This is a genomic window from Streptomyces sp. NPDC087906, from assembly GCF_055584925.1.
This window is the reverse complement of sequence record NZ_JBVJLC010000001.1, coordinates 12444-25884: the sequence shown is the minus strand read 5'-3', so window position 1 is coordinate 25884 and position 13441 is coordinate 12444. Positions and strand designations below refer to the sequence as shown.

The 13441-nt window shown below is 69.8% G+C and carries 12 protein-coding genes and 1 pseudogene; 5 read left to right on the top strand and 8 right to left on the bottom strand.

Features of this window, described 5'->3' with window-relative positions; translation table 11 throughout:
- Window positions 1–226: 226 nt before the first annotated feature.
- From ACZ63I_RS00115 to ACZ63I_RS00095, 5 genes and pseudogenes are all read left to right on the top strand, one after another.
- Window positions 227–1282 carry an ABC transporter ATP-binding protein gene (locus ACZ63I_RS00115; protein WP_469335482.1) on the top strand — a complete coding sequence of 352 codons (1056 nt, stop codon included), beginning with the start codon at window positions 227–229 and terminating at the stop codon, window positions 1280–1282.
- Window positions 1272–2153 carry an ABC transporter permease subunit gene (locus ACZ63I_RS00110; protein WP_469333809.1) on the top strand — a complete coding sequence of 294 codons (882 nt, stop codon included), beginning with the start codon at window positions 1272–1274 and terminating at the stop codon, window positions 2151–2153. Before ACZ63I_RS00115 ends, ACZ63I_RS00110 begins: the two co-directional genes overlap by 11 nt.
- A complete protein-coding gene (locus tag ACZ63I_RS00105) occupies window positions 2150–3061 on the top strand; it encodes an ABC transporter ATP-binding protein (protein WP_041987250.1) in 912 nt (303 codons plus the stop codon). Before ACZ63I_RS00110 ends, ACZ63I_RS00105 begins: the two co-directional genes overlap by 4 nt.
- A gap of 27 nt (window positions 3062–3088) precedes the next feature.
- Complete coding sequence (locus tag ACZ63I_RS00100) at window positions 3089–3808, top strand: ABC transporter permease (protein ID WP_469333807.1); 720 nt, start codon at window positions 3089–3091, stop codon at window positions 3806–3808.
- Window positions 3809–4105: 297 nt separating this feature from the next.
- A pseudogene (locus tag ACZ63I_RS00095) lies at window positions 4106–4202 on the top strand.
- A gap of 28 nt (window positions 4203–4230) precedes the next feature.
- On the opposite strand, the gene ACZ63I_RS00090 reads toward ACZ63I_RS00095, so the two are convergent.
- The 8 genes from ACZ63I_RS00090 to ACZ63I_RS00055 form a co-directional block, all read right to left on the bottom strand.
- Window positions 4231–5049: an HAD family hydrolase gene (locus tag ACZ63I_RS00090; protein WP_469333805.1), complete on the bottom strand. Its 819-nt coding sequence runs from the start codon at window positions 5047–5049 to the stop codon at window positions 4231–4233.
- Window positions 5046–6323, bottom strand: coding sequence for a serine--tRNA ligase (gene serS / locus ACZ63I_RS00085; RefSeq protein WP_469333803.1), 1278 nt, complete (start codon window positions 6321–6323; stop codon window positions 5046–5048). The genes ACZ63I_RS00090 and serS overlap by 4 nt, the downstream gene beginning before the upstream one ends.
- A gap of 595 nt (window positions 6324–6918) precedes the next feature.
- Window positions 6919–7854, bottom strand: a complete 936-nt coding sequence (pheA, locus tag ACZ63I_RS00080) for a prephenate dehydratase (protein ID WP_469333801.1) — start codon at window positions 7852–7854, stop codon at window positions 6919–6921.
- A 77-nt stretch (window positions 7855–7931) separates the two neighbouring features.
- The gene (gene efeB / locus ACZ63I_RS00075; protein ID WP_469333799.1) at window positions 7932–9284 is read right to left on the bottom strand and encodes an iron uptake transporter deferrochelatase/peroxidase subunit; all 1353 of its coding nucleotides are present in this window, start codon (window positions 9282–9284) and stop codon (window positions 7932–7934) included.
- A 6-nt stretch (window positions 9285–9290) separates the two neighbouring features.
- Entirely contained in the window at window positions 9291–11336 is a 2046-nt protein-coding gene (locus ACZ63I_RS00070) for a copper resistance CopC/CopD family protein (RefSeq protein WP_469333797.1), read from the bottom strand.
- Window positions 11337–11350: 14 nt separating this feature from the next.
- A complete protein-coding gene (locus ACZ63I_RS00065) occupies window positions 11351–11839 on the bottom strand; it encodes a copper chaperone PCu(A)C (RefSeq protein WP_469333795.1) in 489 nt (162 codons plus the stop codon).
- Window positions 11836–12498 carry an SCO family protein gene (locus ACZ63I_RS00060; RefSeq protein ID WP_469333793.1) on the bottom strand — a complete coding sequence of 221 codons (663 nt, stop codon included), beginning with the start codon at window positions 12496–12498 and terminating at the stop codon, window positions 11836–11838. The genes ACZ63I_RS00065 and ACZ63I_RS00060 overlap by 4 nt, the downstream gene beginning before the upstream one ends.
- A 103-nt stretch (window positions 12499–12601) precedes the next feature.
- A complete protein-coding gene (locus ACZ63I_RS00055; protein WP_469335480.1) occupies window positions 12602–13366 on the bottom strand; it encodes a YcnI family copper-binding membrane protein in 765 nt (254 codons plus the stop codon).
- Window positions 13367–13441: the final 75 nt, after the last annotated feature.

The following is a 13441-nucleotide window of genomic DNA, read 5'->3' as shown; positions in this document are numbered from 1 at the left end:
TGCACCTGCCACTCAGCCACGCGAACCTGCCACTGACGAATGTGACAATGCCCGGCGGCTACGTCAAGACCAGGCCCCGGCCTGTGGATAACCCACGGCACCCCGACCCGGACCCCCGCCCTCTTTACGTAGCCCTTACGGGTCCGTACATCTCCAGGGGGACACCGATGCAACCGTCAGGTCTGACGACCGGTGTGGCCCGCGCCACTACGGTCGAACCGTGACTGTGATCCTGACAGAAGGCTTGAGTAAAAAGTTTCCACGGGTGACCGCGCTCGACCGGCTCTCCCTGGACATCGGACCCGGCGTGACCGGTCTCGTGGGCGCCAACGGAGCCGGCAAGTCCACCATGATCAAGATCCTGCTGGGTCTGTCCCCCGCCACGGAAGGCCGGGCCGAGGTGCTCGGCCTCGACGTCGCCACCAGTGGCGCCGCCATCCGCGAGCGCGTCGGGTACATGCCCGAGCACGACTGTCTGCCGCCGGACGTCTCGGCCACCGAGTTCGTCGTCCATATGGCGCGCATGTCCGGACTACCGCCGTCGGCGGCCCGCGAACGTACGGCGGACACGCTGCGCCACGTCGGATTGTACGAGGAGCGCTACCGCCCCATCGGCGGCTACTCCACCGGCATGAAGCAGCGCGTCAAGCTCGCCCAGGCGCTGGTCCACGACCCGCAACTGGTCCTGCTCGACGAGCCGACCAACGGGCTCGACCCGGTAGGACGCGACGAGATGCTCGGCCTCATCCGCCGCGTCTACTCCGACTTCGGCATCTCCGTCCTGGTCACCTCGCACCTCCTGGGCGAACTCGAACGCACCTGTGACCACGTCGTCGTCATCGACGGCGGGACACTGCTGCGCTCCAGCTCCACCAGCGACTTCACGCAGATGACCACGACCATCGCCGTCGAGGTCACCGACACGGACACCCACCCCGACGGCACGGCGACGCTGCGCGAATCCCTCACGGCCGCCGGCGTCACGCTCCTCGCCGGCACCGAGGAAGGGCTCCCTGGCGCCGGCCACATCCTGCTGATCGAGGCCGTCGGTACCGAGACGAACGACATCGTCCGCGACACCGTCGCCGCGCTCGGCCTCGGACTCGTCCGGATGGAACAGCGGCGCCACCACATCGCCGAGGTGTTCCGCCCGGCCGAGGCACCACCCGCCGAGGCGGCGCCGGCCGGGACACCGCCGGCCACCGACAAGGCAGCCACCGGTTCCGCCGCCACCGATTCCGCTTACGCACTGCAGAAGGGAGGCGTCAGCGATGAGCACTGACACGACCCAGATCCACAACATCGGCTACCGCAACTACGACGGACCCCGGCTCGGCCGGACCTACGCCAGGCGCTCCCTCTACACGCAGTCCCTGCGCGGCGCGTACGGACTCGGCCGCTCCGCGAAGTCCAAGGTCCTGCCGATGATCCTGTTCGGCGTGATGTGCCTGCCCGCGGGCATCGTCGTCGCCGTCGCCGTCGCGACCAACGCGAAGAGCCTGCCCCTCGACTACACCCGCTACGCCATCCTCACGCAGGCCGTCATCGGTCTGTTCCTCGCCGCACAGGCGCCGCAGACCGTCTCACGCGACCTCCGTTTCAAGACGGTGCCGCTCTACTTCTCGCGCCCCATCGAACGCGTCGACTACGTCCTCGCCAAGTTCGGCGCGATGGCGACGGCGCTCTTCGTCCTGACCGCAGCGCCGCTGATCGTCCTCTACATCGGCGCGCTGCTGGCGAAGCTGGACTTCGCCGACCAGACCAAGGGATTCGGGCAGGGCATCGTGTCGGTGGCGATGCTGTCGCTGCTCTTCGGCGGACTCGGCCTCGTCATGGCGGCCCTCACCCCGCGCCGCGGCTTCGGCGTCGCCGCCGTGATCGCCACGCTGACCATCACGTACGGCGCGGTCTCCACCGTCCAGGCCATCGCCTGGTCCACGGACTCCGGTTCCGTCGTCAAGTGGATCGGCCTCTTCTCCCCCATCACCCTCATCGACGGCCTGCAGACCGCCTTCCTCGGCGCCACGTCCGCCTTCCCCGGCGAGGCAGGCCCCTCGGCCGGCGTCGGCGTCGTCTATCTGCTGGTCATCCTCGGCCTGATCGCCGGCTCGTACGCCGTCCTGATGCGCCGCTACCGGAAGGTCGGGCTGTGACCACCCTCAACATCGATCACACGTCCCGCTGGTTCGGCAACGTGGTCGCCGTCAACGACGTCACCATGACGATCGGTCCCGGCGTCACCGGACTCCTCGGCCCCAACGGCGCTGGCAAGTCCACGCTCATCAACATGATGGCCGGCTTCCTCGCCCCGTCCACCGGCACCGTCACCATCGACGGCGAGAAGATCTGGCGCAACGAGTCCGCGTACAAGCAGATCGGCATCGTGCCCGAGCGGGAGGGGATGTACGACTTCCTCACCGGCCTCGAATTCGTCGTCGCCAACGCCGAACTGCACGGACTCGGCGGGCGCGAGGCGCAGGCGGCGCTCGCCACCGTCGAGATGGAGTACGCCCAGGACCGCAAGATCGCCACGTACAGCAAGGGCATGCGCCAGCGCGTGAAGATGGCGTCGGCGCTGGTCCACGACCCGTCCGTACTGCTGCTCGACGAGCCGTTCAACGGCATGGACCCGCGCCAGCGGATGCAGCTCATGGAACTGCTGCGGCGAATGGGCGCCACGGGCCGCACGGTGCTGTTCTCCTCCCATATCCTGGAGGAGGTCGAGCAACTCGCCTCGCACATCGAGGTGATCGTGGCAGGCCGGCATGCCGCCAGCGGTGACTTCCGCCGTATCCGCAGGCTGATGACCGACCGCCCGCACCGCTATCTCGTACGGTCCAGCGACGACCGCGCGCTCGCCGCCGCCCTCATCGCCGATCCGTCCACGGCCGGCATCGAGGTCGATCTCACCGAAGGCGCGCTGCGTATCCAGGCGGTCGACTTCGGCCGCTTCACGGAGCTGCTGCCGAAGGTCGCCGTCGAACACTCCATCAGCCTGCTCACGGTCTCGCCGTCCGACGAGTCCCTCGAGTCGGTCTTCTCCTACCTCGTAGCGGCCTGAGCGGCCTGAAAGGAGCTGAGACAGTCCATGTACAACCCCACTGTCGCCCGGCTCACCTACCGGGCTCTGCTCGGCAGGCGCCGGGCCGCCATCCTCTTCGTCCTGCCGGCCCTGCTGATCGTCATCAGCGCGGCCGTCCGCGCCCTGAACGGCGCCGACGACCAGATCGCCTCTGACGTGCTGGGCGGCTTCGCCATCGCCACGATGGTGCCGCTGATCGGCGTGATCGCCGGTACGGGAGCGATCGGGCCCGAGATCGACGACGGCTCGATCGTCTACCTGCTGGCCAAGCCGGTGAAACGGCCGACGATCATCTTCACCAAACTGGTCGTCGCGATCGGCGTGACGATGGCCTTCTCGGCCATCCCGACGTTCATCGCCGGCTACATCCTCAACGGCAACGGGCAGCAGATCGCCGTCGCCTACACCGTGGCGGCGCTCGTCGCCTCGATCGCGTACAGCGCGCTGTTCCTGCTGCTGGGGACGGTCAGCCGGCATGCGGTGGTCCTCGGCCTCGTCTATGCGCTGGTCTGGGAGACCCTGTTCGGCAGCCTGGTCTCCGGGGCCCGCACCCTCAGCGTCCAGCAGTGGTCGCTCGCCCTCGCCCAGAAGATCGGCGGCGACGGCATCATCACCTCGGACGTGGGCCTGCCGGTGGCCGTGGTGCTGCTGGTGCTCGTGACGGGCGTCGCGACCTGGTACGCGGGCCAGAAGCTGCGCACGCTGACCCTCGCGGGCGATGAGTGAGCGGACCGCTGACGGAGCCGCGCCGCCACCGCGAATAATCGGTGGCGGCGAACTCCGCCTTCGGGCACCGTAGTCAGGGACAGGCCGAGGCAGGCCCGAGCAGGCCGACACGGGCCGGCCGAGGCCGCATCAGAGACCGGGACGGGAGCGCGGCGATGACCAGTACGCAGAGTCCGTCGAGTTCCCAGCAGGGCAGCGCCGCGCAGGCACCGGAGTAGCCATCGACCGCTCCGGGTGCCGCAAGCACTGTCCGGGGGCGGCCGCTTCGAGCGCGCATCCGCGCGGGCCGCCCCTCCCGGAGGATTGGCCGAGTGGTAAGGCAGCGGCTTGCCGGACAGACCCGGGCCGTCGTCGGGGCGTGAAACCCGCGCGCGTTCGATCCGCGCATCCTCCGCCGAGCATCAAGTAATACCGGTGGCTGGTCAGCCCTGGAGCAGTTTCTCCAGCACCACGGCGATGCCGTCCTCGTCGTTCGACGCCGTGACCTCGTCCGCCACGGCCTTCAGCTCCTCGTGCGCGTTCGCCATCGCCACGCCGTACCGCGCCCAGCCGAACATCGGGATGTCGTTCGGCATGTCACCGAAGGCGACCGTCTCCGCCGCCGGCACACCCAGCCGGCGGGCGGCCAGCGACAGGCCCGTCGCCTTCGTCAGACCCAGCGGCAGTACCTCCACCACGCCCGCGCCCGCCATCACCACGTTCACCAGACCGCCGACCGCCGCACGGGCGGCCAGGGTCAGCGCGTCGTCGTCCAGCTCCGGGTGCTGGATGTAGACCTTGTTGATCGGGGCCGCCAGCAGCTCCGCCGGATCGTCGAGCCGGACCGCGGGCAGCGGGCCGTCCTGCACCCGGTAGCCGGGGCCGATCAGTACGTCGCCCTCAAGGCCGTCCCTGCTCACGGCCAGCGCCAGCGGACCGGTCTCGGCCTCGATCTTGGACAGCGCGAGAGCGGCGAGCTGCCGGTCCAGGGTCACCGAGGTCAGCAGCCGGTGCTCGCCCGCGTGGTAGACCTGCGCGCCCTGCCCGCACACGGCCAGGCCGTCGTACCCGAGGTCGTCCAGCACATGGCGCGTCCACGGCACGGCACGTCCGGTGACGATGATGTGCGCGGCGCCCGCCGCCGTGGCGGCGGCGAGCGCGTCGCGCGTACGGGCCGAGACCGTGCCGTCCTCGCGCAGCAGCGTGCCGTCGAGGTCGGTCGCGACAAGCCGGTACGGGAACGGCGCGGGGGCGGTGCTCACTTGGCGATCGGCTCCAGATACTCGCGGCCGCCCAGGAACGGGCGGAGCACCTCGGGCACCCACACCGAACCGTCGGCCTGCTGGTGGTTCTCCAGGAGCGCCACGATCGTGCGGGGGACGGCGCACAGCGTGCCGTTCAGCGTCGCCAGCGGCTTGACCTGCTTGCCCTCCCGCATCCGAACGGAGAGCCTGCGGGCCTGGAACCCGTCGCAGTTGGACGCCGACGTCAGCTCGCGGTACTTGCCCTGCGTCGGGATCCACGCCTCGCAGTCGAACTTGCGCGAGGCGGAGGCGCCGAGGTCGCCCGAGGCGACGTCGATGACCTGGAAGGGCAGCCCGAGCCCCGACAGCCACTGCTTCTCCCACTCCAGCAGCCGGCGGTGCTCCGACTCGGCCTCGGCCGGGTCGACGTACGTGAACATCTCGACCTTGTCGAACTGGTGGACCCGGAAGATGCCCCGGGTGTCCTTGCCGTACGTACCCGCCTCGCGGCGGAAGCACGGCGAGAAGCCCGCGTAGCGCAGCGGGAGCTTGTCGGCCTCGATGATCTCGTCCATGTGGTACGCGGCGAGGGGCACCTCCGACGTACCGACCAGGTAGAAGTCGTCCTTCTCCAAGTGGTACACATCCTCGGCCGCCTGGCCGAGGAAGCCCGTGCCCTCCATGGCGCGCGGGCGGACCAGCGCGGGCGTGAGCATCGGCGTGAAGCCCGCCTCGCCGGCCTGCGCGATCGCCGCGTTGACGAGGGCCAGCTCAAGCAGCGCGCCGACACCCGTCAGGTAGTAGAAGCGCGAACCGGACACCTTCGCGCCGCGCTCGACGTCGATGGCGCCCAGCGCCTCGCCCAGTTCCAGATGGTCCTTGGGTTCGAAGCCCTCTTCACCGAAGTCGCGGATCGTGCCGTGCGTCTCCAGGACGACGAAGTCCTCCTCGCCGCCGATCGGGACATCGCTGTGCACCACGTTGCCGAGCTGGAGGAGCAGCCGCCGCGCGTCCTCGTCCGCCTCGTGCTGCTCGGCGTCGGCGGCCTTGACGGCTGTCTTGAGCTGCTCGGCCTTCCTGAGCAGTTCGGCCTTCTCCTCGGGCGCGGCCTTGGGGATCAGCTTGCCGAGCGATTTCTGCTCGGAGCGCAGCTCGTCGAAGCGCAGGCCGGAGGACCGGCGCCGCTCGTCGGCGGAGAGCAGGGCGTCGACGAGGCCGACGTCCTCTCCACGGGCACGCTGGGAGGCGCGCACACGGTCGGGGTCCTCACGGAGCAGGCGAAGGTCAATCACCCCACCAGGCTACCGGTGCGCGGTGACAGCACCCCACTCGATATCCACCGGTGCGGCTCCTTGTCCATATTGCGGCAATTGAGAAGAGTGTCGGGAAACTGGTGGGAACTGACGGGAAAGCGGGTGCGGTTCTCCCGCTGTTCGTCAATGAGGGGAATGCAATTCCCCGGAATGAAGCATTCCGGTCGGCTCACCTTGACTCACCTCCCTTGTGGGAAGGGGTACTTGACCCGGCGGTTGTCCACAGCGTTGTACTGCGGGGGAAAAGTTATCCACAGGCTGTGCGGTGGATCTGTGGATCGCGGAAGTGATCGTTCCGAGGCTGGCGTGCGGGCCGAATAATTCCCCAGCCAAACCCGCTTCACACGCTCATTCGGGTGGGATTCGTTAACTCTGACGAGTTGCCGAGTGGAATTGGGGTGACAAGGGTGACCTGACGTCCTGTGGACGGAAGTGGGGTAACTGGAGCGATTTGTCGACCATGTCGGCTTGCTGTGTCGACTTGTCCCCAGGTCGAGAAGCAAGCCTGTGGATAACCCGGTGGGTTATCCACAGGGTAGGAGGTCGGGCGGTGGATTCCGGGTCGGCCCCGGTGTCAGGCGCGGCCGTCCTGGCTGCGTGCCAGCCACTCCGCCGCATCGATGAACGCCGCGTCGGACGTCCCCGGCCGGGCGGCCGCCACCTCCGCGACCGCCACACCGGCGCGCGGGTACGAGCCGAGGAAGCGCACCTTGGGGCAGATCCGCTTCAGCCCCATCAGCGCCTCACCGACGCGGCGGTCCGAGATATGGCCCTCGGCGTCCACGGCGAAGCAGTAGTTACCGATGCCGGCGCCCGTCGGCCGCGACTGGATCAGCATCAGGTTGACCCCGCGCACCGCGAACTCCTGAAGCAGCTCCAGCAGCGCGCCGGGATGGTCGTCGCCCATCCAGATGACGACCGAGGTCTTGTCGGCGCCGGTCGGTGCCGCGGGCCGCGCGGGCCTGCCCACCAGCACGAAGCGGGTCTCCGCGTTCTGCGCGTCGTGGATCTCGGTGACCAGCGGCACCAGGCCGTACGTGGCGGCGGCGAACTCACCGGCGAAGGCCCCGTCGTACCGGCCCTCCTGGACGAGCCGCGCGCCGTCCGCGTTGGACGCGGCCGACTCCCACACGGCGTCCGGCAGATGGGCGCGCAGCCAGTTGCGCACCTGCGGCTGGGCGACCGGGTGGCCGGTGACGGTCTTCACCTCGGACAGCTCGGTGCCGGGCCGTACGAGCAGGGCGAAGGTGATCGGGAGCAGCACCTCGCGGTAGATCATGAGCGGCTCGCCGGCGGCGAGTTCGTCGAGGGTCGCCGTGACACCGCCTTCCACCGAGTTCTCGATCGGGACGAGTGCGGCGGCCGCCTCCCCGCTCCGTACGGCGTCGAGCGCCGCGGGTACGGACACCATCGGGATCAGTTCCCTGGTGGCCGCTTCCGGGAGGGTGCGGAGGGCGGCTTCGGTGAAGGTGCCCTCGGGGCCGAGATACGTGTAGCGCGTGGCCGACATACCGTCACCCTAATAGCCCGACGGAGTGCCCTGCCCCGCCCCGGCTCCCTGCCCCGCCCCGACTCCCGGCACGGGGTTCAGGACTCCAGCAGCCGCTGGCCCACGTACTCGCCCTTCGGTGCCCCGCCCGGCACGGCGTACAACCCGCTCGCCTCGTGCCGGACGAACTCGGACAGCGCGTCGCCGCGGTCGAGCTTCCGCTGCACCGGTACGAACCCCTTGAGCGGATCGGCCTGCCAGCAGATGAAGAGGAGCCCGGCGTCCGGGGTGCCGTCCTTGCCGATGCCGTCGTGGTACGAGAAGGGGCGGCGCAGCAGCGTCGCGCCGCCGTTCGCCTGCGGAGCCGAGATCCTGGCGTGGGCGTTGGCGGGGATGACCAGCTCGCCGTCGGCGCCTCTCTTGTCGAGGGCGAGCGCCGTCCGTTCCGTACCGCCGGTGAGGGGCGCGCCGTCCGACTTGCGCCGGCCGATGACCCGTTCCTGTCGGTCGAGGGGGAGTTTCTCCCAGTCGTCGAGGAGCATCCGGATGCGCCGTACGACGGCGTAGGAGCCGCCCGCCATCCACGCGGGGGTGCCGGCGGGCGGGGCTGCCGGCACGAACAGGGCCCGTTCGAAGTTGGGCGCCGACGGTTGGGGATTGGCCGTGCCGTCGACCTGGCCCATCAGATTGCGGACGGTCATCGGGTGCGGGGTCGCGCCGGGGGCCCGGTTGAAGCCGGACATCTGCCAGCGGACCCTGGCCGCCTCGCCCGCGTCCTTCTGGAGCGCGCGCAGGGCGTGGAAGGCGACGAGCGGGTCGTCGCAGCCGATCTGGATCCACAGATCGCCTTCACTGCGCGCCGGGTCGAGCTGGTCGGCGGAGAAGGCGGGCAGCGGGTCGAGGGCGGCGGGGAGGCTGCCGGTCAGTCCCGTACGGCCGAAGAAGCTGCGGCCGAAGCCGAAGGTGACCGTGAGGGACGAAGGGCCCGCGTCCAGGGCGACACCGGTGTCGTGCCCGCCCGCCGCCGCCGCGCCGGTGACCGGTCGGCCGGCCATCATCGCGCTCGCCGAGGCCGACCAGCGGCGCAGCAGCGCCGCCGCCTCCTTGCGGCCGGCGCCGGGGGAGAGGTCGAAGGCGACGAGATGCCCGGCGGCCTGGGTGGGCGTGGTGATGCCGGGCTGGTGGGCGCCGTGGAAGGCGACGGCGTCCGCGCCGACGGTGCTCAGCGCCGTCGGTTCCGCCGGTGCGGCCGGGCGGCTCGCCGCGTATCCGGTGGCTCCGCCGACGGCGCCGAGCACCAGCCCGGCCGCTCCGGCGGCGCCCGCGGTGCCGAGCACGCGGCGCCTGGAAACGCCGGTGCCGGTGCCGGAATCGCTGCCGGAGCCGGAGTCGGCGGGGTAGTCCTGGGCTTGGTCCTGATCCTGGTCCTGGCCCTGTTGGGTCTCGCTCACGGTGGTTCAGCCGATCTTGACGTTCTTGTAGACGGTCTGCTCGTCGATGTCGGAGGTGCGGACGGTGACTTGGAGCTGCCACTCGCCCGGCATCGGGATCTGGATGTTCTCCGCGCTCCAGTGTCCAGGGGCGAAGCGCTGGGGCGCGACCGGCAGCGGGCCGATCTTCTGCGCCTTCAGGGTGAAGGAGGCCCGCACCTCGGGGACGTCGAGCGGCTGCTTGTCGGGGCCGTTGACGTAGATGTGCATCAGGTTGGCGCCGGAGCGCGCGGGGTTGAGGTAGACCTCCGCCGTGCCCTTGCCGTTCTTGCCGCCGGTGTCGAAGGGCAGCAGCACATCGACAGGCCCTGCCGTGGCGGGCGCCGTGGCGCCCGCGCCGCCGGTGCGGGCCGCTTCCTGCTCGGCGGTGCGGCCGGGTTCGGTGGTGGTGAGGATGGTGGTCACGGCGAGGAGTACGACGGCCACACCGGTCTCGGCCAGGACGGAGCGGCGCAGTCCGGAACGGCTCGGGTCGGCGTCACGCAGCCGCTTTTGGCGTGCAGTCGCCAACGCCGCTTTCTGCCGTTCGAGCTGGGTAGCTCTACGGGTGTCACCGACCGGGGCGGCGGTCCCGGTCTCCGTATCAGCCGTTGTGCTCGCCGAGGCCGAGGCCGAGACTGCCACGGACTCGGACTCGGACTCGGACTCGGACTCGGACGCCGTCTCCGTTTCCGCTTCCGAGGCCGTCGTCGCCAGCCGTCCCGTCCACCGCCGGGAGAAGTAGGCGATCCCCACAAGCACGGCGACAAGCCCGACCTTGACCAGAAGGAGTTGCCCGTATGAGGTTCCCCCGAGCGCCGACCATGATCCGACCTGCCGCCAGCTCTGGTAGATGCCGGAGGCGGCGAGTACGACGACGCTGACGAAAGCGGTGCTGGAGAAGCGCCGTACGGCCGCTGCCTCTATATAAGGGGTGCGGTAGAGGGCGACGAGCAGGGCGGTGAGGCCGCCGAGCCAGGTGGCCACGGCCAGCAGGTGGATGACATCGACGGGCATGGCGAGACCGGGCTGGATCCCGGTGGATGCGTGCTCGGACAGCGCCCACGTCGCGGCGATCCCCGCTGCGACGACGGCGCCGCCTATCGCGAGGCCGAAGGTGAGATCCTGCTTCTCCTTGCCCGCGTCCGTGCCGGGCTGCTCGCCGTCGTCGTGTTCGCCGTCGGCCCGCTCAGCCTCGACCTGCTCAGCCTCGGCGGCGGCTTCCCGCTTGGCGTAGGCGCCGAAGAGGACGGCGATGAAGAGGGCTGCCGCGCCCAGGAGCAGCAGCCGGGAGATGAGGGCCGCGCCCTCCTTCGTGGCGAGTACGTCCTGGAGTCCGCCGAGATCGAAGGCGTCGGCGAGTTTGCCGGAGCCGGTGTAGGGGGTGCGCAGCAACAGCAGTACGAGAGTCGCGGCGGTGATCGTGACCCAGCCGCGTACGACGAGCCGCTGCAGCGGCCGGGCGCTCGCGCCGCGCTGCCAGCAGCCGAGCACGAAGGCCGCACCACCGACAAGGAGGATGAACCCGGCGTACGAGGCGTAGCGGGCCGCCCCGTACAGGACACCGACGAGTCCGCCGCCCGCCTCGTCGTCGGAGACATGGACGGTGGTCTTGGACGGCGCCCCGATGGAGAACGTGAAGGCACCGGAGACCGGGTGGCTGTCGGCGGAGACGGCCTGCCAGGCGACGGTGTAGGTGCCGTCGGGCACGCCCGCGTGCAGGGCTACGGCGTAGCGGGCGCCCGAACCGCCGCCGGTGTCGCGGACCTTGCCCGCGTCGGCGCGCTTGCCGGCCGGGTCGAGTACGCGGACACCGTTGTCACCGAGAGAGACCTCTTCGGAGAAAGTGAGGGTGATGTCCTTGGGAGCAGCGGCAACCACCGCCCCGTCCGCCGGATCGCTGGCGGTGAGAGCGGCGTGCGCCGACGCCGTACCGGACAGGACCGTGAAGACGGTCCCTACGAGCACGGAGACGACGAGCAGCAGTCGCACCGTCAGGGATGGCGGTCCGAAGCGTGGGGCGGTGGCTGTCATGGCGTCCTGATCCCTCACTGCTTGGGCGGGTTGTACGTGGGCTCCTTCACGGGAAGCTCGACCTTCACCGGGCCGGACTTCTCGAAGTGCAGTTCGACGTTGACTGTCTGGCCCCGCAAGGGCTTCCGCTTGAGGTCCATGAACATGATGTGGTTGCCACCACGTTCCAGATCAAGAGTGCCGTCGGCGGGAATTCCGAAGGACGTGACCTCTTGCATACGGTCGTCGACGGTCTTGTGGATGGAGATGTTGTCGGAGATGTCGCTGGTGACAGAGGTCAGTTTGTCGGCGCCGCCCTTGTTGGTGACGATGAGGAAACCGGCCGCCAGGTCGGTGACGGGGGGCTGCGGCATATAGGCGCCGGTGACCGTCAGTTGAGGCTTCGCGTCGGCCGCCTTGCCGGCGTCGGCCGAGGAGTTCGCCGAGGAGTCGGCAGAGCAGCCCGCCAGGGCCAGCGCGCCGGTGAGACCTATGGCGACCGTCAGCGGGGCGCGCCGCCTCACGGCGTCTCTCCCTTGACGAGCTTGGGCAGGTCCTTGGTGTAGTCGTCGGCGGTCGCCTCGGAGTCGTACAGCACGTACCCGCCGTCGGTCTTCGGCGAGAAGGCGATGACCTGGGCGCCGTGCGTGGAGGTGATCGTGCCGTCCTTGTGCTTCTCCGGCGGTTCGACGTCGATGCCGAGCTGGCGGGCGCCGGCCCGGATCGTGGCGAAGTCGCCGGTCAGGCCGACGAAGGACGGGTCGCCCGCGCTGGGCAGCCACTTGCCGAGTTCGGCCGGGGTGTCCCTGTCCGGGTCGGTGGTGACGAAGACGACCTGGAGCTGCGCCTGCTCGGCCTTGCTGAGCGACTTCCTGGCGATGGCGAGGTTGCTCATCGTCAGGGGGCAGATGTCGGGGCAGTGCGTGTAGCCGAAGTAGATCAGCGTGGGCTTGCCCTTGGTGCGCTCGCGCAGGTCGTACGGCTTGCCGTGGGTGTCCTTGAGGACGAGGTCCGGCTTCTTGAAGGGGGTGTCGAGCACGGTCGCCGGTTTGTCGGCCGGCTGCGAGACGTCGGCGATCGCTTTGGAGGAGTCGTTGCTGTCGCCGTCGCTGCCGCAGGCGGTGAGGGTGAGCGCGGTGAGTACCGCGAGGGTGGCGGCGAGCGGGACTGTCTTCTTGCGCATGAGGTATTTCCTGGTGGTGGTGTGCGGGGCACCGGGCACGCGGGGCCGGGACGCCATGGACGGTATGCCGTCCCAGCCTCGCGCGCGGCAGGTGCTTGGTGCGTCAGGCGGCGGTGCGGCGGCGGCCGGCGAGTACGCCGAAGGCCACACCGGCGATGCCGACGACGATGCCGACGATGCCGAGGACCCGCGCGAGGTTGTCGCTGCTGTCCGAGTCGGCGGAGGCGTTGGTCGTGTCGGCCTTCGCGTCGTCCTGCTTGGCGGCGGTGTCACTGGCCTTGCTGTCGGCGGCCCCGTCGTGTCCTTCCTCGGGGGCGGCGGCGGTCAGCTTCAGCACGGGCGCCGGGTTCTCCGGCTCGTCCGCGCCTTCCTTCGGCTCCTCGATCCACCGGACGACGTCCTTGTTGGAGTACGTCTGGATGGCCTTGAACACCAACTGGTCGGTGTCCGTGGGCAGCGGGCTCACGGACAGCGGGAAGAGCTGGAACTGCCCCGAAGGGATCGAGGTCTTGGCGTCGGCGGTCCAGGTGACCTTGGAGACGGCCTCGTTGACCGGGGAGCCGTGCAGATCGATCGGCTTGGCGAGCTTGGACTTCACGATGTCGATCTTCCAGCCGGGGATCGGCTCGGGCATCACGGAGGCCAGCGGGTGGTCCGCCGGGATGTTCACCTCGACCTTGGTGGTCGTGGCGTCGTCGCGCTCGTTCGGCACCTTGAAGTTGATGATGGCCGAGCCGCCCTTGGCGGCCTCGCCCAGCGCCGACACGCTGACGTGGGCGGACGCGGGTCCGGCGAGCAGCAGTACGGAAGCGGCGGCCACCCCGCCCGCGACGGCGAAACGGGCGGACTTCGACGCGGAGAGCTTCACGGCGGAGACCTGCACGGTGGAGAACTTCACGGCTGAGAACACAGAACACTCCAGTGGCTGTGGGAGGAGGACGGA

Coding starts and splice junctions, on each gene's coding strand:
- ACZ63I_RS00110 (WP_469333809.1), top strand. CDS start 1,272: ATGAGCACTGACACGACCCAGATCCACAACATCGGCTACCGCAACTAC.
- ACZ63I_RS00100 (WP_469333807.1), top strand. CDS start 3,089: ATGTACAACCCCACTGTCGCCCGGCTCACCTACCGGGCTCTGCTCGGC.
- ACZ63I_RS00060 (WP_469333793.1), bottom strand. CDS start 12,498: ATGCGCAAGAAGACAGTCCCGCTCGCCGCCACCCTCGCGGTACTCACC.
- ACZ63I_RS00070 (WP_469333797.1), bottom strand. CDS start 11,336: ATGACAGCCACCGCCCCACGCTTCGGACCGCCATCCCTGACGGTGCGA.
- pheA (WP_469333801.1), bottom strand. CDS start 7,854: ATGTCGGCCACGCGCTACACGTATCTCGGCCCCGAGGGCACCTTCACC.